The organism is Gammaproteobacteria bacterium, from assembly GCA_035501935.1.
GTDB lineage: Bacteria > Pseudomonadota > Gammaproteobacteria > JAJPIJ01 > JAJPIJ01 > JAJPIJ01.
The window spans coordinates 42,250-65,636 of sequence record DATJVC010000007.1 but is presented as its reverse complement, the minus strand read 5'-3'; the positions used below and the strand labels follow the sequence as shown (position 1 = coordinate 65,636).

Genomic DNA, 23,387 nt, shown 5'->3' with positions numbered 1-23,387 from the left:
TCTAGGAATCGGTTTTCGCCGTCTTTCCGGCGGGGGGAGCGTACTTTTCCACTGCGGTAAAAAATCCGCGCAGGATGTTCACCTCGGTCTGATCCAACACGGCGCGATTGAACAGACGCCGCAGCCGGCGCATCAACAGTCGTGGTTTTTCAGGATCCAGAAAGCCCACCGCCGTCAAGGTCCGCTCCAGATGGGCATAGAACCGCTGCATTTCCGCCTGCGTCGGCGACGCGGTCGGGGTGATAGGAAGCGACACCTGCTCCATGGTTCCGGCAGCCGCTAGGCGTAATTCATACGCTACAATCTGCACCGCCGCCGCGAGATTGAGCGAACCGAATTCCTTTTCAGTCGGGATTCTGATCATGGCCTGACAGGTCTCCATTTCCTCATTCGTCAGACCGGCGTGCTCGCGGCCGAACAATACCGCCACCTCAACATCCGCGGCGGAGGCGACCAGATCGCGTGCGATTTCACGCGGCATGTGCACTGGCCAGGGGATGCGTCGCGGACGCGCGGTCGTGCCCACAACGCATCCACAACCGGCCACGGCCTCCGCCAGCGAACCGTGGACCCGTGCCCGCACCAGCAGATCGTCAGCGCCCGCCGCCATGGCGGTCGCCTCGGCGCAGAGAAACGTGGGCGGACGCACCAGCGCCAGCCGGCTCAAACCCATGGTCTTCATCGCGCGCGCGGTGGCGCCGATGTTGCCGGGATGGCTGGGTTCAACCAGCACGAAGCTGATGCGTGACAACGGTGTGTGCATGCAGGCATTGTCGCAAATTCGCGGCTTGATGCGCAGCCACATACGCTAGAATACGTCTTTCAGCCGCTCGAACCCGCCCATGCACCCCATGCTCAACATCGCCGTACGCGCCGCCCGCCGGGGGGGTGATCTGATCGTGCGTCACGCCGCGCGCGCCAGCGACCTGCGCGCCGACGCCAAGGGCATGAATGATTACGTCACCGAGGTGGATCGCATGGCCGAGGAAGCCATCATTGACACATTGCAGACCGCCTATCCCACACACGGCATCCTGGCCGAGGAGAGCGGCCGATCGGGGCCGGAAGGCGATTTTCTGTGGATCATCGATCCGCTGGACGGCACCACGAATTTCATGCATGGTTTCCCGCAATTTGCGGTGTCCGTGGCGCTGCAGGTGAAGGGCCGCATCGAGCAGGGCGTGATTTATGATCCAATGCGGCAGGAATTGTTCACCGCTTCGCGCGGCGCCGGCGCGCGGTTGAACGACCGCCGCATCCGGGTCAGCAAACAGCGCACCTTGCAAGGGGCCCTGCTCGGCACCGGGTTCCCCTTCCGGGAGCAAGAACATATCGATGCCTATCTGCAAACCTTGCGTGCATTCATGGAAGTTACCGCTGGCATCCGTCGCGCCGGCGCTGCCGCCTTAGATTTGGCGTACGTGGCCTGCGGGCGTCTCGATGGCTTCTGGGAATTCGGCCTGAAGCCGTGGGACATCGCCGCCGGCGCGCTGCTCATTGAGGAGGCCGGCGGCATGGTCAGCAGCCTTTTGGGTGAGGATGATTATCTGCACCAAGGTCATATCATGACGGGCAATACACGCATCTTCCGGGAGATGCAGGAAATGCTGAAACCGTATTTGCAAACCGTGATTTCTTCAACACGACAAGAAGACATAAAAACCAGGAAGAATTCCTCATGAGTCCAATCCGCAAGAGATGCCTGTCATCGTGATTGATCCTGAACTCTCCCGATGCATCGATCGATTGCGCCGCGAGCCTCATTTGCTCCTGCCGGCAGTCGCAGCTTGGTTTTCCGGGTGGTGGAACCGGATCAAATTGGCCCTTCTTGGCCGACGTTTTCGCGCCGGCCGGGGATTACGCGTATACGGGCCACTGTATATTTCAGGACCCGGCCGCGTCGAATTCGGCGACGATTGTCTAATCATCGGGAATGCCATCAAGCCAGTGTGCATCCGCACCCTGAATGCGAATGCCGTCGTACGACTCGGCAATCACGCCGGCCTGAATGGAGCCGCGATACAGTGCGCACAAAGCGTGGAGATTGGTGACTGGTCCAATATCGCAGACGCCTATATTACCGACACGCCGGCGCACAGCTTGTCCCGGCGGCGGCGTGAATTTGGTGGTGATGGTGTGGCCGCAGCGTCCGTGCGCATAGGGCGCAACGTCTGGATTTCCGTGCAGGTGGTAGTGCTGCACGGCGTGAGCATTGGTGAAAATTCCGTTATAGGCGCCTGTTCATTGGTGCGGCAGGATGTGCCGGCCAATGTTTTTTGCGCGGGCAATCCACTGGCCGTGATCAGCGAAATCAGTGATTGAACGTGCCGCGCAGCCACCGATATGGACGCATGCTCGTTGGCATCGCCCTCCTTGCGGCATTGATAGTGAGGGTGGACGGCAGGCAGATCGTGGCGGCGCTGTCGCAACTGGAGCCCGCATGGGTGGCGGCGAGCGCAGCGTTGATCCTGTCGTCAACGCTGATAGGCGCCTGTAACTCACATCTGTTCATCGGCCGCGACGGCACGGTGCCGTGGTCGGCATTTCTGCCGGTGTACTGGGTGGGCTGGGCGCTGAATTTGATCATCCCCGGACAGGTCGGTGATATTGCAGGGATTTCCGCCTTGCTCCGGGCGCGCCATCTGCCGTGGCATATCAGCGTCGGCCGCAGTCTGCTCGACAAGATAATCACCATTGTCATAATGACCGCCTGCGCCGTCGCCGGATTGCTGCTGGTGTGGCATGGCTACCGCAAGGGGCAGGCCCATTTTGAATACGAAGTGCAGGCCAGATTTTGGTTGACTGCCGCAGGTCTGGTTGCGGGAATGACAGCGCTGATTGTCCTGGCCCTGCAGTCTCCCTCCCCCAATATGACCAGATTCCGGCTTTTTCTCTCGGACACGCTGCGGGAACTGCTCATCACCGCCCGACATAACCCTCTTCGCGTCCTGCTCAATTTCATGTTCACTCTGGTCAAGATATTTCTTACTGGCGGGGCCTACTGGTGCATGTTCAGGGCATTCGGAGAGAGCGGCATTGGCGTGCTGCCGGTGACGCTGATCGCCGCCGCGAGTTCACTCGTGGCGTATGTTCCGATCAGCGTGAATGGCATCGGTACGGTGGAGATCGCTGGCATGCTGTTGTTTGGAGTGCTGCAATTGCCCGCAGCGACAGTGCTGTCAGCGTACCTCGTGCTGCGGGTGCTGGTATTGATCCTGGCATGGTTTCCCGCAGGAATATGGTTATTGCTACGTGCGGATACCCGTTCCGTTTCCTGATCGCCTGTCTAGAATCCAAATGAGCGCCCGCTCGGCAAGCGCCCATGGCAGCGGGCCGGCGGCAGAAGGCGGCGGGTCCTGTTTCCACAATATCCCAAAGATGTCGTTGCACAATAACAGCTTGAGCGGTGTCCAGCTCAACGCTTCGAGTAAATGGCCAAGACCGCCCGCCATCAAGGGGTAAACCTTGTCCCGCGTGTCCCGATAACGATCGATGCCGGCATTCCAGCGGGCCTGCGCCGGTATGTGCTGCTCCAGCCACAAACGATAATTCAGCCCGCAGCGTTTCAGCATTGCCGCGAGACCCACGATGTCCTGTTCGTTGACATGAATCTGTCGCTCATGGAGGCTCCGCGGATCCGCGGGGATGCGCCCATACAGGCGGCGCGCCAGCGGGTAGGCAAACTCATATACCCACCGGTTGGGCAGGGTATGGATGACGGCAAAACCTTCGGGCTTCAGTATCCGCCTCACTTCGCGAAACATGCCCTCCAGCTGCGGGGCATGCAGGTGTTCGATGATATCGAGCATGGTCACTCGATCGAAGCTCGCGTCGCAAAACGGCAGCGTGGTGGCATCGCCGCGCACCAGCCGCATGGCACCGCGCCCACTGCGGCCGTGAACCTGGCGTACGCGGCCGGCAAAGGTGATCGAATCCGCGGAGTAATCCAGACCAATGCCCTCAGCGCCCCGCTGGCAGGCAATGGCAGGCACCTCGCCGCGGCCGCAGGCGACATCGAGCAATCGCAGTCCCGGCGACAGATGACAAAGCGCCATGGCACGCGCCACCCGCGGCCGCGGATGAATGGGGCCTTCACGCAAGAGTTCCTCGTTGCCGCGCGCCCCCCACGCGCTGGCGATCCAGTCCGCGTTGTATTGCTCGGGGCCGACCGGCTGCTGTTCCATATCGTCCTTCAATCCATGCCACTGCCGGACGTGGCCAGCCGTGCCGCTTCGATGGTGACGCGCGACGAGGCGAGGTAGCTGTCAGATGCCACAGGTTCACCACCGCGGAGAGCGGCGAGAAAGGCGGCGATTTGCATGGCGTGGCCTTTGTCGGCCCGCAGCCACCGCCGTTGCCGGTGCACGCGCGCTCCCTGCGCCAGTTCCAACAGACGGAAATCGGTGAGGACAGCGGTGCGGTTATCACAGAAGACTTCCACACGTTCGGAGGTGTAGGCCCTGGAGCCATTGGACAGGTAGCGAACGAGGGCCAGCGAGCCATCCTCAAATCGCAGTTCTATGTGCACATTGTCCCGTGACATCAGGCCGCCGGCAGCGCCGAGCGTCGACACCTGGATGCCGGCAAGCGGCCGGTCCACCAGCCACATGCAAAAATCGATATGGTGGCACGCCTCTCCCAGTATGACGCCGCCGCCCATCGCCGGATCATGCAGCCAGTGTTCGGGGGGGCGGTATCCTACATTGGCGCAATAGGAAATGGACATCGGTTGCGCGCGGTGCGCGAACCCGCCGCGCATCTGCAAGGCCAGAGACGCATAACGGCGGTTGAAACCCACCATGAGCTGTCGGCTGCTGCCGCGCCATGCCGCCTCGACACGTTCAAGTTCCTCGATATTCAATGCCAGCGGCTTTTCCACAAACACGTGCTTGCCGGCACGCAACGCCGCCTCGGCCAGCGGCGCATGGGTGTCATGGCGGGTGAGCAGAAACACCGCCTGTGTCGCGGAATCATTGATGACCTCCATGGCGTCAGCGGCACAAAACGCGAAACCATGGCGCTTCCCCAGGGCCTGCGCCCGCACGCCAGTCGCCGAGGCAATGCCTCGCAGTTGCAATCCGCGCTGTTTCGCCAGCAGCGGCAGAAATTCATTGGTGGCAAAACTGCCGGCGCCCACCACTCCGACGCTTACGGCCGCGGTCATCATCGTCTCGCCGCGGTTGCCCGCCGCCGCTTCCGGTGCCGACAGCGCAATACGTCGCAAAGGTCGCCGTACATCGGTTTCATGAAATGGATACCGCAGCAGCACCGCCGTGGAGCGGTTGCCCGTCCTGCCGCTGATCAGGTCGAAGGCGGCGCCGGCATCATCGATCTTGTATTCGTGCGTGATCAGTTCATCGAGTGACAGGCGGTGATCTGCGAGCAGACCGAGAAAGGCGGTCATGTTGCGGTTCTCCGTCCAGCGCACGTAGCCGATCGGGTAGTCCATTCCCGCGACCTCATAGACGGGATCGCCCGTGCCGGGGCCGTATGCCATGGAGGTGCATAGCTCCAGTTCCTTGAACAGGTAGGTTTCGCGTGGCGCCGTCATGGGGGTGCGGCCCACGACCACACAGCGGCCCTTGCTCCGCAGAAGTTCGCCAGCCAGGGCCACCGGACCGTTGTCCTCCGTGGCCGCCGTGATTATCACGGCATCCGCGCCGGCATCTTGGGTCCAGGTCCGTACCAATTCCTGCACGTTGGGATCACCGTCCGTTGCGGCCTCGCCGTAATGCCGCCTGCGGAAGAAGGTGGTCCGCTCCGGATCGATGTCGATGCCGAATACGCGGCAGCCCGCTGCGCGCAGGATCTGGCTGGTCAGCAAACCCACCAGCCCCAGGCCGATAATCACGATATTTTCGCCCAGTTGCGCGCGGGCGATGCGTACGCTTTGCATTGCGATCGCGCCGACCGTGGTGAAAGCGGCGTGGTGCAACGAAACTTCAGCAGGCACTTTGGCGCAGAGGTTGCGCGGCACACTCACCACCTCGGCATGATTTGCAAAGCCGGCGCCACCGCAGGCCACCACGTCGCCCGGCTGCAGATCATCGACGCCTTCCCCGGCTTCAATGACCTCACCGGCGCTGCTGTACCCCAGCGCAACCGGCATCTCCAACGCCCGCATAGCCACCTGATAAGCCGTCAACAGGCCCTGCTGCTTCGCCACCTGCATGACCTTTCGCGCCTGTTCGGGTCGCGCCCGCGCCTTGCCCAGCAAGCTCATCTGCCCCAGTTTGACGGTGCCGCCCTCGGTCCCGCTGCTGATCAGCGAGTAATGATTGCGCACCAGCACGAAGCCTGGACGATTGATCGGCGCCGGCACCTCCTCCACGGTGCAGACGCCGGTCTTGAAATTTTCGAGTATTTGTTTCATCCGCCGATCCCGCTCATCTTCAGGATGTCTTTTTTGGCTTCGCCACGACTACAAAACCCTTCGTTAACAACTCATCCTCACTGTATTGCACCAGTTCCTTCCGCAGCGCCGGCGTGAGCAACGCCCGCCCCTCCTTGCCCAGTGGAAACCAGTCGAGGATGTCGAAGTACTTCTCGAACATCGGACGGTATTCATGTTCGCGCTTCCGGTTGATCCAGGAAGGAATGTCCGCATGGAGGTTTGCGCGCAAATGATCCCAGGGGGGGACAATGTTGGATGGTTCCACATCCGGATATTTCCAGGCGATGTGATGACCGCCGGACAGGCTGGTGTAATTATGGATGTAGATGTAAGTGCGTCCCTCCGGCTTCAGTACCCGTGCCAACGATTTCAGGGTGGCGGAGACATCGGGGAGGTGTTCGAATACCTCGTGTGACACCACCACATCAAAGGTATCGTCGGGGAAATCCAGGGCCGTGGCGTCCATCGGACGCACGTCGATTCCCACGAACTGCAGGGCAAAGGGCACGTGCCGCGCCAAAGTCCGGTAATAGGGGCGCGCGTAACGGTAATCCCAGAACAACGTGCGCAGGGCGCGCTCCACACCGTTGCGGCGTGCAATACCCAGATATTTTCGAAAATGGATGTGCGGGTCGGTCACTTCCGCATCTATGCCGGTCGCCTCTGCGCCGGCGCTGTGCAACAGGAGCGTCAGCCAGAAGGATTTCCCGCAGCCCACATCCAGCGCACGTTTGCCCCGCCAGTTGCCGCAGTAAGCCGTCATGGCCTTGAAAAAATCCGCGTGCTCGCGCGCGAAATCCTCGTTGTGGGCGTTGCCGTAGCGGATCATGGAAAGATAGAGCTGCAGGCGCCGCGCGAAGGTCATGGGTGACCGTGTAGTAACGGTTGAGGTTGCAGTCATATATCCGCTCGTTTCATTTTATGGCCACGATCATCAAGTGCCAGCCGAAATACCGCGACAGCAACCCGTAGATCCAACCCGGGGTCAGCCGGAACAGCAGGCCATAGCCCTCGCCAAAAAGATGTTCGACGCTTATCTCCACACGCGAGAAATCGGAGAACATTTTCAGGATTTCCGGCCTTGTGAAACGCCGGACCACGGGACAGAGTTCGTCCCTGTCCTCAAAGGGCACCCTCAGCAGGCGGTGCACCAGTTCGTTGAGCGAGCGCCGGTGATACAGCATGATGCGTGCCTCACCGCCTTTTTTGAGCGCGCGATAGACCTCCTTGATCGTGCGCTCGGTATCGGCCGCGTGATGCAAAACACCAAAGGAATACACATAGTCAAACATCTCACTTGCAATGGCGAGCTTGCAGGCATCAGTCACCGCGAAGGCCGCCGCCATGTTTTCACGCTCGAAGCGATGCTTGGCGGTCTGCACCCCGACGAATGTCAAATCCACCGAGGTCACCTGCAAACCGTGCCGTGCCATAACATGGCTATCCAGTCCAACGCCGCAACCGATTTCAAGCACCGTCCTGCCCGGCCGCATGGCCCGAATCCATGGCAGCAAGTGCCGGTGTGAACGGTAACGCTGCTCCTGAAGATCCAGGAAATAGCCTTCCGAGCCGCGCGCATGGGGCGAAACATCCCTGCCCATGATTCTTTCGGCATTGACGTTGCGGGACCAGAACGAGCGGATTTCGCTCGTCAATGTCGCCCGCGCTTTTGGTTGCAATGGCTCTATGGCCTTCATACCCCAACCCTGCAGCGCAGATAGTGCGCCAATGCCCGTGCCATCCACGCGTTGCACCAGCGCATCAATGTGAATTTTTTCCGGTAGCGGGGCATTTCCTGATAATAGAACCGCCCAATCGGATGGTACATGCGCTTTAACGTCCATGCCATGATTCTCTCCGCCGTACCGGGATATGCCTCCATGTGGCGGGCAAAGGTGATGATACCTTGTGCCGCGCCGTGGATATCATGGGGATAATCACGATCACTCATCCATCGGGGCGAACCGTCCGCGTTGAACAGATGATCATGATAGTAACGCAGGCCCCTTTGATACGCCTCCTCGTGACTACGATCGCCAGTAGCCTGCATGTGGCGCCACACGGCGTCGAGGATGAAACCCGTATGGTAATTGTCATGGCGGATGGGGGAGTCCGCCGGCGGATCGGTGTAAAACCAGGCGGCATATTTTGTCTGCCGGCGTACGACGTAATTCACCAGCCGACAGGCCGTATCGTGGTGACGGTCATCACCGCTCTGCTTCTCGTAGCCGGACAGCACCGAACCAATCAATATGCTCACGTCCATCACCCGCATGCGCATGTCCACCGGCATGTAGGATAGGCAGAGTTCATCAGGCGTGTCCTTGAGTACGCGCAGATCCCCAAGAAAAAATGGTATCGACCGCGCCACGGTATCCAGAAATTCCCGTCGGCCCGTGGTCGCATGGGCGTGCAGGAAGGCCTCGCAGACGAATGCCGTGACGACGGCATTGGGGGTGTTCGTGGGTGCGAAGAACCCCAAATCCTGCCATGGGTAGGGATAGCCCCAGGCCAGTCCATGCCAGGCACCCGGTGAACTCATCGTCATCAATCGTTGCAACAGCCGCTGCGCTTCATCCAGATCGGAATGTGTCCCGCTCACGGCGTGTCGATCCAGGTATGCGTGAACGAACAGGGCCAGTCCCTTGGGATTGCAGGTCCTGGGCACTTGCAGCAGCGATCGGAGGTTGACCGGGCTGCGCATCACCGCCTGGATGGCGATCAGCCGCGGCCATTTGCCCCACCTGCACAATGCCCAAAGCAGCGGGCTGGCCAGTGCATCGTGCTTGGTATGGCCGTGGTAATCGCGCGCCCGGCTCCACGCCAGCGTGGAGGTCAATGCGGACGCGGCATCTGTCTCCACCGCCTCGTGTTGCGAATCCACCGAAACAACAGGCATGAGTGTGGTTCCGGAATTTTCAGCTCAGAACCGGTGTTGCAATAACAGGCCGGCGAATTTCACACAGCTGCATATCTCTCGCCATCGTGATTTGCACTGTGAGTAAATTGACATCAAACGGTCAAGGACGGTTCGTTCGCAGTCACGAATCGTTCCATCCACAGATGCATGCCCAGCATGAGAAAAAGCATGAAATAGTGCCAGCGGAAACGCGACACCGGCGGCAGCGCCATCACCTGGCGCACGAAGCGCGGATTGAAAAGGCCATGACGGCGTAGCGCTTCTTCTGAAAGAATGTCGTGAGCCATGGTTCTAAGAAATTTATGGAAAAAACGCGGCGCGTCGACCTGAAAACCGCTCTTGGGCCGCTGCATGACCTGCGCCGGCAGCAGTGTACGCAGGCGGCGTCGCAACCAGGCCTTAGGACGGCCTCCCTTCATCAAGGCACGGCGATCAAGACGCGAGACTGCGGAGGCCAGCACAGTGTCGACAAAGGGTACCCGCACCTCCAGCCCCACCGCCATACTGCAGCGATCCTCGTTCCACAGGAGGTCGTTGACCATTTTTTCACGCCATTCGTAGTCCGCAGCTGCCATGACCGGATCGCGCTGCCCTGGCCAGCGTTCACGGATGACGTCAAACGCATCGGGCAGGGTTGAATCGAGCAGGCGCGGCCCGTATATCCGGCGTCGCAGGAGCGGGCTATCCCAAACGTTGCGCATCAAACCATACGCTCGGGGCCAATCTGGAATCACGCCCAGTATCCCCATCCCGCGCTCCGCTTCGCTCCAGGGCGCTCCTTGGAGGCGACGGATTACATCGCCGCCCATATTGCCCAGCGACCTGCTGAGAAATGCGGGGCAGATCCGGCTCAAGGTGTGAGCCTGTGCCAGCCATCTATGCAGATTGTAGCCCAGGAACAACTCATCGCCGCCCAGGCCGGAAAGCGCCACCTTCACGTGCCGAACGGTGTGCCCTGCCAGAAGGGCCACCTGCACGGCGTTCACCTTGGGCGCCTCCAGATGCCAGATCAGTTTCGGCAACAGAGAATGCATATCCGCGTGGCAGTCCATCACCTGGTTTTTTATGCCCAGCAATGCCGCCGTCTCGGCGGCATGATCCGCTTCGCGCGGGTCATCACCCACCCGCAAGGTGAATGTGCGCAACGCCGGTTTTTTTTTCGCAGCCAGCGCTGCCACGGCTGCGGAATCCATCCCGCCGGAAAGATATGCCGCCACCTCCACGTCCGCCGTCAGATGCACTGTAACGGATTCTTCCAGCGCTGCGAGGATGTCCGCTGACGGAGCGGCAGCGGGAGGTATGATCACGGAACGCTGTACCCGTCCGGCGGCATCCCATTGCAATATTTCCCCGGGGGGAAGCTGTTCGATGCTCCGAAAGAGTGTCCGTGTACCCGGCAGGTAGCGAAAATTCATCAGCAAGTGCAGGGCTCCTTCCTCCAGTTCCGCGCCGGCATGTCCGCCGGCCAGTATGGCCTTGGCTTCAGAGGCGAAACTCAAGCGACCATGGTCGAAACGGTAAAACAGCGGCTTGATTCCCTGCGGGTCGCGCGCCAAAAATGCGCGTTGCCGTTCCCCATCCCACAATGCGAAGGCATACATGCCTCGCAGGTTGTCAAATCCACGCACGCCCTCCTGCAAATAAAGTTTCAGGATCACTTCAGTATCCGAATGCGTGGCAAAGACATGACCCCGTGCCTGCAAATTCCGCCGCAGCAGCGGGTAGTTGTATATTTCACCGTTGAACACAATGGTTACATCGCGTGTTTGATCCTTGAGGGGTTGCTGCCCGCCCTCCAAATCAATGATCGCCAGCCGCGCGTGGCCCAACGCGGCGTGACCTGTGCAAACATAACCCTGCCCATCCGGTCCGCGGTGGGCGATGGCGGTGATCATGTTTTGCAATTGCGGCAGCGCCTCCCCGGAAGTGATCGGGGCGGGACTGAACCAACCGGCGATGCCGCACATTTCAAGCAGTCTGCGAACGTTGATAACGACGCAGGGGTTCCGGAAATGTTTCCAGGCATTCGACAACGAAGGCCGCCACGTCAATGGTCTCGGCCAGCAGCCGGGCTCTGGCATGCTGACCTTGTTCGGGCGGCAGTGACAATATTCGATCCATCGCCGATTCCAGAACGGACCAGCCCAACGACCGCACGTTGATCACCAGACCATAACGCCGCTCCTGTTCGTTGGTGTAGCCGCGGCCCGTATGCGCGGCATAGATCGCCGGCACCCCGAGCACGGCGCACTCCGATGCCATGGTCGCGCTCTCTCCCACAAAAGCGCGGCAGAATGCCAGAACGTGATGCACCTGCGCCGGGCTGCCGGCATAACGGAATTCCTGCAAATCGGGGGGCAATGCCGCCTCTGATGAGATCAACACACGGCCCAGCGCTGATAATTTTCGGATCACACGACGCAGCAATTCCGTCGTCCAGCCTTGTTCGGCGATATCGTGATTTGCCCGCCATGACACCAGACGCAGAAAAAACGTGTTGCCGTTCCCGGCCAGACCGTTTTCTTCGGCGATGCGCCGGTCCGGTGAAAAATAACGGGGGTGCAGATAAGACAGCTCATGATAGCCGTCGTAACGTACATGCCTCCGTTCCGGCAACCAAGCCTCATAGCACCGCGGCGCAAACACGCAGGAGGCCAGCGGATAGGTAATCGCATTCTGCAGTGTGGCGTTTTCAGTGTCGTAGAACACCAGCGATGGCACGTGCGTCAATGCGCCCACGTGGGCGATAAAGGTGCCTCCGATCGCCGCCATGACTTCGGGGTGGAATTCTTTGACGACGCGGTACAGCCGTACGTCCCGGATCACCAGTTCGCGCGCGAGCATCAGCAGACCTCCACCGCCTTGGGAAGACAGGGTGATATTTCGTATACCGAGATCACGCAGCAGATCCAGCGCCATTTCCTTGTCGCGGCTGGTCACCAGCACGTCATGTCCGCGCTCTCGCAGCGTCCGCAGGGGATGACGGAAAAAGTGGACGTGGGCGGGATGGTTGACGTCGATCAGCACTCTCATCGCTGATTACTTTTCTGATACAACAGCATGGTGATTTGTTCGGACACGAGGCCGATGAGAAAGATCAGCAGTGAGGAGATGAACAACAATGCGCTCATGTTGGTAAACCGCCCGCTGGTGAAATAGGTGTAGAGGTAATATCCGAGGCCGGTGACAAACACTGAAGCGCTGATGGGCAGGAACAGTTTCAACGGCGCGTACAGGGTGCAGATACGGAACATGATCAGCAGAAAGCGGATGCCATCCCGCAATGGCCTGATGTGGCTCTTGCCCACGCGTTTCCCCGCAACAATGGGAACATAGCCCACCGTGTATCCGGAACGGAAAAATGCCATGGTCGACGTGGCCGGATAAGAAAAGCCGTTGGGGAGCAGATGCAGGAACTCGCGAAACTTATCTGCACGGGCGGCACGAAAACCGGAAGTCAGATCCGCGACATGGTGCCCCACCATCCAGCTTGCGAAGCGATTGTAGAAGGCATTCGCCAGCCAGCGTCCCATACTGGCCTGCGAGGCCCCACCCCGCGCGCCAACCACCATGTCATAGCCTTCGTTCAATTTGCCGATCAGGCGTTCGATATCGGCCGGGGCGTGTTGGCCATCTGCGTCCATGAATACCATGACTTGCCGGCTCGCGGCGCGGGCGCCAGACTTGATCGCCGCTCCGTTGCCCATCCCGTAGGGATGCAAAATCACCCTGGCGCCTGATTTCTGCGCAGTTCCACCGGTACCGTCATCGGACCCGTCGTCGATGACAATGAGTTCCGCCTCCGGATACAGCGTCCGTAACGATGGGATCAGGGTCGCCATGGCCGACGCCTCATTGTGGGCGGGCAGTACGATGCTGATTCCCGCCATGGACACGTCCGTGGATGATGATGGTGGTCTCATAAATGCGCTCAACCTAGCAAGCGGCCAGAAGCACCGCCACGTGCGATGCGGACGATCGGAAGAGTGTCACTCCCATCGCGATCACTGCCACAATCCAGCGACTGGTTTTGATTTGTGAGCCATCGTTTATCAAGACAAATCGCCCTGTTGCCAGTGTGCCGCCTTCTCCGGCGCGTCGAACATGAGACCGACATTTTTAACGAATGCGCTGTAGTCCTTGTGCGAAGCCTTCGACACGCGCACGGCCTTATCGTAATACATGTGCGCTTCTTTGACTCGTTTCAAGCTGATCAGCCATTCAGTCATCAGGAATAGAGGCACGGGATCATCCGGAAGAATATTATATGCTCCAAGCAGAGTTGCCATGGCATCTTCAAACCTGCGAAGACTCCACTGATAGTGTGCCTGATAGATAAGAAGCTTATAACGAGTGGCGCCGGCGGGCACGCCCAGTTTGTCGGCCCGCTTCATGAGTTCGAGGAAACCGTCATGATCGAACTGACAACCATCATCCAGACCTTGACGGCCCACTTCGATCAGACCGCTCATGGCATAGTTGTCCAAAGCATGGCTGAGTGAGTTCGTCGCCTGTTCCAGCGCCCCTTCCGGCAGACGGTGATCGCTGCGGCAACGTATGTAAAGCCTTTGAAACAACGCACCCTGTATCTGTTCGCCCTCAAGCAGTCGCAGCGCATCCTGATAACGACGCTGCCCCGTGAGATATTCCGCCACGCTGGCGCGTACGCGCGGTGACTGGGGATGGGTCTGGGTGAAATACGCCAGCATCGCCGGGTAACTGGACCATTTATCGACATGCAGTCCCAGAACAAGACTTAACAACGCACCGACGACGAGTGCCAAGGTTGTATTGACGGCCACCGGCCAGTTCAGTGCCCGTATCAGATCACAAGCTGCCAGCAAAAGGCCATAGGAGGGCAGATAATTGCGATGCTCGAAGACCAGTTCCAGGGGCAAAACCGTCGATTCCATCAAGTGCCCGGCGAAAAAAAACGCAATGCCGAACCCAACGACAGGCCTTCGGTCCCGGATTTTCCATGCAATCCATGCCAGCAACAGCAGAACCATCCCCGCGACCAGTGTCGACGGCGGTGTCAGCCAATCCGTCGAAATTGGAATATCGTCGTGAAACAACCCGTATTTTGCCAGCGCTGGAGCCAGTATTTGCGACATATACAGCAACAATATCCGCTGTTCGGTCAGCAACCGTTGCGGGAGGTTGAAGTCCCGGAGCGCATACGCCGCTTTCAGCGAATAGTGGTATTCGGACAACAATACAAACATGCCCACGAAACCTGGAACCAGAAGAAACAGGATGAACGAGCCGGTGACCGTGCGTCGTGTCGGGCGATCACCCTTGAACTTCAGAAAATAGACTTCCATGAGCAGGGTGTAAACGGGCAACAACGCGCCATTCTCTTTGCTGAATGCGGCAAGCGGCATGAATACAAGATAGGTGAGCATCACCATCAGATGGCCGCCCTTACGATTCTCTATCTGCAGCTGCCGTCCCTGCCAGTAACACAACATGCCGGCGAAGCAGAACAGGGCCGAAAGCTGTGCCATGCGTTGAACGACGTATAGAACCGTACTGACGTGCAGAGGATGCAACAACCAGAACCCACCGACAGCCAGCGCCGGCAGCCAGTCCCGCGAGGTGCCGGCGGCCTCCCGTCGCGTCGATAGCAGGCATGCGGACAGCCAAATCAATATCATGCCGATCAGTACATGAAGCATGACATTGGAGTATTTCCACGCAAAGATATCCGGCCCGCTGCTCAGCGCATTCATCAGAAAACTGGCCATGGCGACCGGGCGACCCAGCAGGCCGCTGTTGCTTAGTACATAGCCGCGCCAGTCGAATTGTGGGCTCGAATCCAGACCAAGCAACGGGGAAATCTGTGGATAGTCATCGAAGATTAATGGGCCGCTCATTCCAGGCCAGTACAGCCGCACACACAGGGCCAGGAGCGCGAAACAGCCTGTACCGAACAACCATGTTTCACCCTTTCGCCACGAGTGAATCTTCTCCCGGATATTGCGGGCCGGCTTGGCTGTCATTTTGGTGCGCGTGGGGAAGGAGGCCGCAGTTTAGAATCCAAATAGTACTGGAAAGCGGTGATGAGGAAAGTCTGGTATCGCTTTCGATGTTTGTCCCGCCTTTTGAGGTCGTTGACTATCCCCTGGGTCCGCCTCAAGTCACCCAGCTCAATCGAAATATCGGCCGCGATTAGCTCCGGATCGAGCACATCCGGGTAGATCTCGAGGGCGGCATAGAGATGGGCCAAGGCCGCATAATAACGATGTTCCTGCCGATACAGGTCAGCCATGGCGAGATGCAGATTCCACAGGATATTTTCATTGGGGAGCTTCCGGGTGTGCAACCACCAACGGGTAGCTGCGTCGGTGAGATGTTTCCGATCCACTTCGTCGCATTGATTTGAGCGCAGTTTCTTCGCCAGCCACTGCAGGGATGTGGCGGTAACGCCGTCAGGCGCCATGTCTACGATGGTCTGGAGTTTTGCATAGTCCTCGGCGGGCACCGGCCAGTGAGTGGAACAATGCGCCAGCAGTCGCACGAGCGCCACTCCAGAATTGTTCGGCTTAAGCTCTTCGACACGCCGAAGGCGTTCCTCTGCGTTGGCAATATCACCAACACCCGCAAACCATAATGCAAGATCCATGTTGACCCGTGGCGAATGGGAATGATGCGCTTCTGTAATCAGCAGGGTCTGGGCGGGGGATTGCCACGCCAGTACGCGCTGACTCGTAGCCAGCGCAAACATGAGCGGTACCGTGGCCAAAAATACTTTCAAGACAGCCGGGGCGTCATGCTTGAATTGAAAAACCGTTGCGGCGAGGGCGGCCAACCCCACGTATATGCCGTATCCCGCCACGTAATTGCGATGTTCAAAATAAAGTTCCAGCGGATATACCGTGGATTCCAGCAATTGCGCCCCCAGGAAAAAAAACACGGCAAAACCAAATAATCGCGCGCGTGTATTGCGACCGAGCCATCCCGCCAGTAGAAATCCAACCCATGACATCAATGCCACTAGCGTGATTGGAGGCGACAACAAACCCGTTGAACGGGGGAAATCATCATGGTACAGCCCCATCGCGCTCCCCTGCGGCAGAAGCAGTTGGTGCAGATAATCGAACAGTATGCGCGCCTCGGTGTAGATGCGTTCAGCAACAGTAAAATCCCGGAATTGATATCCCGCCAGCACCAAGTCGGGCCGCGATAGAACAGCGACAAGCACTCCTGCCGCCGGCAGGCCCAGTGTGACAAGGTACAATATCCACAACAATCGGCGCACGCGCTGCGATCCCTGGAAGCGGAATACGAAAAGCTCCACGATCCACGCAAGTGCCGGGAACAGTGCGCCAGTCTCCTTGCTGAATGTCGCGGCCGGCCAACAAATGATAAAGGCGGAGAAAATCAAAGCCGCGCCACGGTAAAATCTACCGTCGATATTCTGGCGACCCATGACATAGAGCAGCAATCCAGCAAAGGTGAACAAAGCGGCCAGTTGCGCCATCCGTTGCACGATATAAAGCACGGTACTCACGAACAAAGGTGAGCACAGCCACAAGCCGGCAACCCAGAGCGCCCAAGACCAGCGGTAGGCGGCCAGTTCCTGGACATTACGGAACAAGCGCCCGCTAAGCCAGAAAATGAGGCACCCGCAAAGAAGGTGTATGGCCAGATTCGTGAGTTTATAGGTCCATATATCGGGCCCGGAGGTCAGCACGTTAAATGCGAGCGTCAACATGGCCAGTGGCCTGCCGAGCGGGCCTGAAAAATTCTGTGTGGCCACTTCAAGCCAGGTTAATTTGCCGCTGTCGAGATCAGTCAGCGGCGCCAGATTGACCAAATCATCAAAGATGAGTCCGCCTTCCAACCCCGATCTGTAAGCCAACCATACGACAACCAACAGCACATAAAATGCTGCCGCTATCAGCAGGGATCGACGTCGGGACATGTCGGTCATACCAAAAAAAACCCCGGCATCAAGCCGGGGTTTTTCACAAATTAAACTACCCGATTACGGACGGCAATTCGCCGGCCGGTACTTTCCAGGCATATTGCCGCCTGTGCAAATCCACTGTACGGTTGAATTTGACAAGGTGGGAGCGAAAGTAATCGTCTTGCCATCGGCGTTGGTGTTACCCAAAGTGGCATAGGTAACCGTAATGACACCGCTGGTCACGGTCAGACCGGTCACAAACTTAGACGAGATGGTATTGGCGACGCCTGCCGCGCTGTTATCAGCGGGGAACGCGGTCCTGCTCAAGCGGTATTCAGACACCGCCGTCTTCGCAGCGGCCGCCATGCCGATGCCCTCCGTGACGCGCGCGCGGATGGTGTAATCCTGATACGCGGGAATCGCCACCGCCGCCAGAATGCCGATGATCGCGACCACGATCATCAACTCGATCAGCGTAAAGCCCTGTTGCAATTTCTTCATGATGTTTCTCCTGTTGACTTAACCGGTTAATTTATCCTTAGTCCCTCATGTGCCTTTTGCACCCACCCTAAAAGAACTCATCCTCGCAGGTGGAATATACAAAAATCGGCATTCAAGATGAACTTGGATGGCTTTAATTAGGCATTATACGTACCATCCCTGTCTTCCATACTATAATGTGATGTTTTTCACGGGTCAAAACAGATCAAATGCCCACCACGTCACAATCCAGTGTCTTTTTTCACATCGGCACCTCCAGACCCCACCACTCATAATGCTGTGCGACCGGTTGATTGGCAGCAGTATTTGCTGAAAATCAGCAGATCTTTATTGCTCGAGACCCAGTCGCTGCAAGCGATATCGCAGAGCGCCATAACTGATGCCCAGCCGCCGGGCGGCGGCCGTTTTGTTCCAGTGAGTCGCTTCCAATGCCTCCAGCAGGTGTTTTTTCTGCACATCATCGAGATAGGAATCGAAGGGTTGCTCCTTGACGCCCTCGGCAGTCGTCTTCGGCAGATGTATATCCTGCGCACGGATGACATTTCCCTCGCACAAGGTCAGCGCGCGCTCCAGGATGTTTTCCAATTCGCGGACATTGCCCGGAAAGGGATAGGCCTGCAGAGTCGCCAGCGCCCCGGCGGCCATCTCCGGTTTGGCTATGCCAGCGGACTGCGCCAGACGGCCCAGAATGAAGTCCACCAGCAATGGGATGTCCTCGCAACGTTCGCGCAATGGCGGCACGTGCAGTTCAATGACATTGATCCGGTAATACAAATCCTGCCGGAAACCGCCACTGCGCACCAACGCCCCCAGGTCCTTGTGCGTCGCGCTCAGGATGCGGGTATCAACTGCAACTTCGCTCTGCGCGCCCACCGGCCGCACGGACTTTTCCTGTATGGCGCGCAGCAACTTGACTTGCATGGGTAGCGGCAAATCAGCCACCTCGTCTAAAAACAATGTGCCGCCGTGCGCCGCTTGAAATAAGCCCGGCTTGTCCGCCACTGCGCCGGTAAAACTGCCCTTTTTGTGGCCGAAGAATTCGCTCTCCATCAGATCCGGCGGAATGGCGCCGCAGTTGACCGGGACAAAAGATTGGGCGCTCCGCGCGCCCTGTTCGTGGATCATGCGCGCCACCAGTTCCTTGCCGGTGCCTGATTCGCCACTAATGTAAATCGGTGCCTGGCTACGCGCCAGCTTGGTAATCCGTTCGCGCAGTTCACGCATGCCGGTCGATTCGCCGATGAGTTGTGAACCGCGCTGCCCTTCCTGTCTTTGCTCGGACAGTTTGATCGCCGTGCTGACCAAGCGCTTGAGCACGGCAAGATCAACCGGTTTTGTGACGAAATCAAAGGCACCCGATTTCAGCGCCTGGATGGCGGATTCCATGTTGCCGTGGGCAGTGATGACGGCGACCGGCGTGTTGGGAAAACGGTTCTGGATGTGGGCCACCAATTGCAGGCCGTCGCCATCCGGAAGCCGCATGTCGGTAAGGCATAAATCATAGGCGCGGTGATTCAATCGCTCGCGCGCATCTGCCAGCGTCGCCACCGTTTCGCTTTCCACCCCCATGCGGCGCAGCGTAATCGCCAGCAAATCACATATCGCCGGTTCATCATCCACCACCAGGGTCAGGGCTTGTGTCATGGGCTACGGTCAATCATGCCAGCTGCCGAAGTCGATCTACCGGGGCAAATTGTATGCGGAAACAGCAGCCCTGTGGGCCGTTCGCGTGCAAGGTGAGCCCCGCCTGATTGGCCTCGCACAATTCGGCGGCCAGGTACAATCCAAGGCCCGTGCCGGTATGTTCGGTGGTGAAAAATGGCTCGAAGATGTGATCCCGCGCCGCAGTAGGTACGCCCGGCCCGTAATCGATGACATCCAGGCAGGGACGGCGGGTCTGCGGGTGCAGATGGCCGCGCAGTTCCAAACGTGGCAGCCGTTCGTGACTGTAGCGCAGCGCGTTCTCGCAAAGATTCCACAATATCTGATGCAACTGGCTCGGGTCCACGCGCACGACCATGTCGCCTGGAATGAGCGAGACGGCAACGGCGCCATTGGGCAGCTGGTAACGCAGGTTGAGTTCGGTGACAAACTTATCCAGCCAGTCGCGCAGCAGCAGCCGTTCCGGCGCGGTGGTATCGCGACGACTCAGACTCATCACATTTTCAATGATGGTGTTCACACGCTGTGAATGTTCATGAATAATCCGGGTCAGCTGACGGTTTTCCGCATCGGCGGCCTCCGGTTCGGACAACAGCTGGGCGGCATGGCTGATCGCGCCCAGCGGATTGCGGATCTCATGCGCGATGCTTGCGGTAAGCCGGCCCAGCGAGGCCAGCTTCAATTGTTGCGCCCGCTGCCGCGTCATCGCGGCATCCTCGAGAAATACCAGCGCGCCGCCCTGCTCCAGGGCCAGAAAAGAGGACATCACCTCCATGCCGCTCGTCTCCACCCGCAAGGGCGTGACATCAACTGCACCATTGGCGCACCAGTGTCGGTAACGCGAGACCAACTCGAACGGCAATTCGTTCAATGTCCAATCGCCGGGATGCTTTTCCAGGCCGAGAAGCCGGCGGGCGGCGTCGTTGCTCAACCGTACCCCACCATTGACGTCCAGCACCAGCACCCCGGATTGCATGCGTTGAACGATGTGTTCGTTCAAACGCGCCAGGTTGGCGAGGTCCTGCCCGCGCTGCTCGGCCAGCGCCTCGCTCTCTCGTATGCGGCGCGCCAGCAGGTAGGCCATGAGCGCGGTGACAAAATAACTGCCGCCCAGAAAGCCGGCCTGCGTGTAATTGATATCCCGAAGATCCACCGTATAGGCATAGATTTCCTCGCCCAGAACGGCCAGCGCGGCGCAGGCGGCATAAAAAAAAGCCATGCGTCCGGGTGATAGCAGGCTGCCGCCGGCTATGGTGGTAACCAGCAGCATGCCAAAGCCGCTGGCGACGCCACCGCTGGCGTACATCATGCCGGTGATAAAGAGCACATCAGCCAGCACTTCGGCCAGAACCTGCAACGCCTCGGTCACCAGCCGCCGCTCCAAAAGCACCTGCAGGGCGATGGCCGTCAGCAAATACGCATAGGCCAGCAGTCGAAATACATGAAGGTTGTCCGCGCCCAGGGGCGGGGGCAGATTTTTGGTCAGCACCAGAACCACGAACAGACCCGAGATGATCAGGCGGTAGAAATTAAAAAACCGCAGCGCCCGCCAGTTGATCGCCGCCCTGTTCCCAAAAACAGTGGCCACGGTCATGCCGATGATTCTCCGCGGCCGTCCGGCGCATGCGATGGATCGCAATAATATTGCCCCCCGCGTTGCACCGCCTCCCCTTCCGGAACGCGCAACCCGCAATGGGCGCAACTGACCAATTTTGACGTGGCCGCCGTGGACGGAGGCGCCGCCGCAGGTGGACGCCGCGCGGGGAGGACCAGCCGCAACACGGCATAAAGCAGGGCGACCATCAAAAAAAGCAGATATAAACGCACCATGAGGGCAAATTGCTCCAAACCAGCTATGATGATTATGGGCCGCAGTCTGGCGTTAACGCCAGTGCTGGTTTACGCTGGGAAATAAAAATCGCGGCGGTCGGGGAGCCAGAATGCACCTGCACGAATACCAAGCCAAGCAGTTGTTCGCGGATTACGGCATACCCGTCCCCGCCGGACGGCCGGCGTACAGCATCCACGAGGCGCTCACCGTGGCCTCCGCGGTCAAGGGCCACGGCTGGGTCGTCAAGGCCCAGGTGCACGCCGGCGGCCGCGGCAAGGCGGGCGGCGTTCGCATCGCCGGCAGCCGCGAGCAACTGGAATCCATCGTCCATAATCTCATCGGTACGCGCCTCGTCACCAAGCAATCCGGGCCCAAGGGGCAGCCGGTGCACTGTGTGCTCATCGAGGCCACCACCGAGATTGCCCGCGAATTGTATCTCGCCATGCTGGTCGATCGCGCCGCCAAGCGCGTCGCCGTCGTGGCTTCGCCCGCCGGTGGCATGGACATCGAGGAGGTCGCCGCCAAAAGCCCCGGAAAAATATTCTCGCTTTCCATCGACCCCACCATCGGACTGGCGGGATACCAATGCCGGCGCGTGGCGGCGGCGCTCGGCCTTGATGACAAGCAGGGCAAACAATTGACGGCCTTGTTGCACGCGCTCTACAAACTATTCCTGCAAAAAGATGCCAGCCTGGTCGAGATTAATCCGTTGGTGGTGACCAAGGAGGGCGACCTGCAGGCGTTGGACGGCAAGATCAACATCGATGACAACGCCCTCTACCGCCAGCCAGTGCTGGAGCAATGGCGCGATCAAAGCCAGGAAGACCCCAAGGAAAATCATGCCCGCCGTTTCGATCTCAACTACATCACCTTGAGCGGTAATATCGCCTGCATGGTCAACGGCGCGGGTCTGGCAATGGCGACCATGGACATCATTCAGTTGTACGGCGGCGCGCCGGCCAACTTTCTCGACGTCGGCGGCGGCACGACTCCGGAGAAGGTGGCCGAGGCCTTCAAGCTCATCGTCGGTGACGACAAGGTGCGCGCCATCCTGGTCAATATATTCGGCGGCATCGTGCGCTGTGATCTAATCGCCGAGGGTATCCTGTGCGCCATCAAGGAGGTCGGCGTGAAGGTACCGGTGGTGGCGCGGCTGGAGGGTACCAATGTCGAGGCGGGTTATGACCTGCTGGCCAAAAGCGGTTATGCCATCATCACCGCCACCGATCTGGATGACGCGGCGCGCAAGGTGGTCGCTGCGGCCAAGGAAACCCGCCCATGAGCATCCTGATTGACAAGAACACGCGCGTGCTGTGCCAGGGCTTCACCGGCCAGCAGGGCACGTTTCATTCCCAGCAGGCCATCGAGTACGGCACCAATCTGGTCGGGGGCGTCACGCCCGGCCGCGGCGGCAGTCGACATCTGGATCGTCCGGTGTTCAACACCGTGCACGACGCGGTTGCGGCGACCGGCGCCAACGGCAGCATGATCTTCGTGCCCCCGGCCTATGCCGCAGAGGCGATCATCGAGGCCGCCGACGCCGGCATCGGCGTCATCGCCTGCATCACCGAGGGCATCCCCGTGCTCGACATGGTCAGGGTCTGGACCGCGCTCGCGCGTTATCCGGAATCGCGGCTGGTCGGCCCCAACTGTCCCGGCGTGATCACGCCCGGCGCCTGCAAGATGGGCATCATGCCGGGGCACATCCACAAACCGGGTTGCATCGGCATCGTCTCCCGCTCCGGCACGTTGACCTACGAAGCGGTTGCCCAGACCAGCAAGGCCGGGCTCGGTCAAAGCACCTGTGTGGGCATCGGTGGCGATCCCATCAACGGTACAAACTTCGTCGACTGCCTGGCCCTGTTTGAAAATGACCCGCAGACGGAGGGCATCATCATGGTGGGCGAGATCGGCGGCAGCGCCGAGGAAGAGGCGGCGGCGTTCATCGCCGCCCATGTGCGCAAGCCGGTGGTGGCCTACATCGCCGGCGTCACTGCGCCGCCCGGCAAGCGCATGGGTCATGCCGGCGCCATCATCTCCGGCGGGAAGGGCACCGCCGCCGGCAAGTACGCAGCATTGGAAAAGTCCGGCGTCGCCACCGTCCGCTCCCCCGCCGAACTCGGCGCCACCATCACGAAGCGCCTGAAACGCTGAACGCCTTCATTAA

The 23,387-nt window shown here is 59.4% G+C and carries 20 protein-coding genes; 5 read left to right on the top strand and 15 right to left on the bottom strand.

Annotated features, from left to right (window positions below):
* Nucleotide 1 precedes the first annotated feature (1 nt).
* Nucleotides 2-805 (bottom strand): RNA methyltransferase, encoded by an 804-nt coding sequence (locus tag VMH34_01545; GenBank protein HTT07466.1) that lies wholly within the window; start codon nt 803-805, stop codon nt 2-4.
* 37 nt (nt 806-842) lie between these two features.
* Between VMH34_01545 and VMH34_01540 the strand changes: the two genes are divergently transcribed.
* The 3 genes from VMH34_01540 to VMH34_01530 are packed head-to-tail and all read left to right on the top strand — an operon-like array spanning nt 843 to nt 3,278.
* A complete protein-coding gene (locus tag VMH34_01540; protein HTT07465.1) occupies nt 843-1,682 on the top strand; it encodes an inositol monophosphatase family protein in 840 nt (279 codons plus the stop codon).
* A 28-nt stretch (nt 1,683-1,710) separates the two neighbouring features.
* Nucleotides 1,711-2,322, top strand: a complete 612-nt coding sequence (locus VMH34_01535; GenBank protein ID HTT07464.1) for an acyltransferase — start codon at nt 1,711-1,713, stop codon at nt 2,320-2,322.
* Nucleotides 2,323-2,351: 29 nt separating this feature from the next.
* Nucleotides 2,352-3,278, top strand: a complete 927-nt coding sequence (locus VMH34_01530; protein HTT07463.1) for a lysylphosphatidylglycerol synthase transmembrane domain-containing protein — start codon at nt 2,352-2,354, stop codon at nt 3,276-3,278.
* Here the strand turns inward: VMH34_01530 and VMH34_01525 are convergent.
* The 14 genes from VMH34_01525 to VMH34_01460 form a co-directional block, all read right to left on the bottom strand.
* Nucleotides 3,249-4,184, bottom strand: a complete 936-nt coding sequence (locus VMH34_01525) for a class I SAM-dependent methyltransferase (protein ID HTT07462.1) — start codon at nt 4,182-4,184, stop codon at nt 3,249-3,251. The two genes, VMH34_01530 and VMH34_01525, sit on opposite strands and share 30 nt — an antisense overlap.
* A gap of 8 nt (nt 4,185-4,192) precedes the next feature.
* Nucleotides 4,193-6,373 (bottom strand): bi-domain-containing oxidoreductase, encoded by a 2,181-nt coding sequence (locus tag VMH34_01520; protein ID HTT07461.1) that lies wholly within the window; start codon nt 6,371-6,373, stop codon nt 4,193-4,195.
* 19 nt (nt 6,374-6,392) lie between these two features.
* Nucleotides 6,393-7,259 carry a class I SAM-dependent methyltransferase gene (locus VMH34_01515; protein HTT07460.1) on the bottom strand — a complete coding sequence of 289 codons (867 nt, stop codon included), beginning with the start codon at nt 7,257-7,259 and terminating at the stop codon, nt 6,393-6,395.
* Nucleotides 7,260-7,308: 49 nt separating this feature from the next.
* Nucleotides 7,309-8,091: a class I SAM-dependent methyltransferase gene (locus VMH34_01510; protein ID HTT07459.1), complete on the bottom strand. Its 783-nt coding sequence runs from the start codon at nt 8,089-8,091 to the stop codon at nt 7,309-7,311.
* Nucleotides 8,088-9,293, bottom strand: coding sequence for a hypothetical protein (locus VMH34_01505; protein ID HTT07458.1), 1,206 nt, complete (start codon nt 9,291-9,293; stop codon nt 8,088-8,090). The genes VMH34_01510 and VMH34_01505 overlap by 4 nt, the downstream gene beginning before the upstream one ends.
* A gap of 113 nt (nt 9,294-9,406) precedes the next feature.
* A complete protein-coding gene (gene asnB / locus VMH34_01500) occupies nt 9,407-11,281 on the bottom strand; it encodes an asparagine synthase (glutamine-hydrolyzing) (protein HTT07457.1) in 1,875 nt (624 codons plus the stop codon).
* A 1-nt stretch (nt 11,282) separates the two neighbouring features.
* Nucleotides 11,283-12,347, bottom strand: coding sequence for a DUF354 domain-containing protein (locus tag VMH34_01495; protein HTT07456.1), 1,065 nt, complete (start codon nt 12,345-12,347; stop codon nt 11,283-11,285).
* Nucleotides 12,344-13,237, bottom strand: a complete 894-nt coding sequence (locus VMH34_01490) for a glycosyltransferase family 2 protein (GenBank protein HTT07455.1) — start codon at nt 13,235-13,237, stop codon at nt 12,344-12,346. Before VMH34_01490 ends, VMH34_01495 begins: the two co-directional genes overlap by 4 nt.
* 129 nt (nt 13,238-13,366) lie before the next feature.
* Nucleotides 13,367-15,190 (bottom strand): hypothetical protein, encoded by a 1,824-nt coding sequence (locus VMH34_01485; protein ID HTT07454.1) that lies wholly within the window; start codon nt 15,188-15,190, stop codon nt 13,367-13,369.
* Nucleotides 15,191-15,312: 122 nt separating this feature from the next.
* Nucleotides 15,313-17,250, bottom strand: a complete 1,938-nt coding sequence (locus VMH34_01480; GenBank protein ID HTT07453.1) for a hypothetical protein — start codon at nt 17,248-17,250, stop codon at nt 15,313-15,315.
* Nucleotides 17,251-17,304: 54 nt separating this feature from the next.
* Nucleotides 17,305-17,727, bottom strand: coding sequence for a pilin (locus VMH34_01475; protein HTT07452.1), 423 nt, complete (start codon nt 17,725-17,727; stop codon nt 17,305-17,307).
* Nucleotides 17,728-18,054: 327 nt separating this feature from the next.
* The gene (locus tag VMH34_01470; GenBank protein ID HTT07451.1) at nt 18,055-19,371 is read right to left on the bottom strand and encodes a sigma-54 dependent transcriptional regulator; all 1,317 of its coding nucleotides are present in this window, start codon (nt 19,369-19,371) and stop codon (nt 18,055-18,057) included.
* A gap of 13 nt (nt 19,372-19,384) precedes the next feature.
* Complete coding sequence (locus VMH34_01465) at nt 19,385-20,983, bottom strand: ATP-binding protein (GenBank protein ID HTT07450.1); 1,599 nt, start codon at nt 20,981-20,983, stop codon at nt 19,385-19,387.
* A complete protein-coding gene (locus VMH34_01460) occupies nt 20,980-21,219 on the bottom strand; it encodes a PP0621 family protein (protein ID HTT07449.1) in 240 nt (79 codons plus the stop codon). Before VMH34_01460 ends, VMH34_01465 begins: the two co-directional genes overlap by 4 nt.
* Nucleotides 21,220-21,329: 110 nt before the next feature.
* On the opposite strand from VMH34_01460, the gene sucC reads away from it, so the two are divergent.
* Both sucC and sucD read left to right on the top strand, forming a co-directional pair.
* Complete coding sequence (sucC, locus tag VMH34_01455) at nt 21,330-22,502, top strand: ADP-forming succinate--CoA ligase subunit beta (GenBank protein HTT07448.1); 1,173 nt, start codon at nt 21,330-21,332, stop codon at nt 22,500-22,502.
* A complete protein-coding gene (gene sucD, locus VMH34_01450; GenBank protein HTT07447.1) occupies nt 22,499-23,374 on the top strand; it encodes a succinate--CoA ligase subunit alpha in 876 nt (291 codons plus the stop codon). The genes sucC and sucD overlap by 4 nt, the downstream gene beginning before the upstream one ends.
* Nucleotides 23,375-23,387 lie beyond the last annotated feature (13 nt).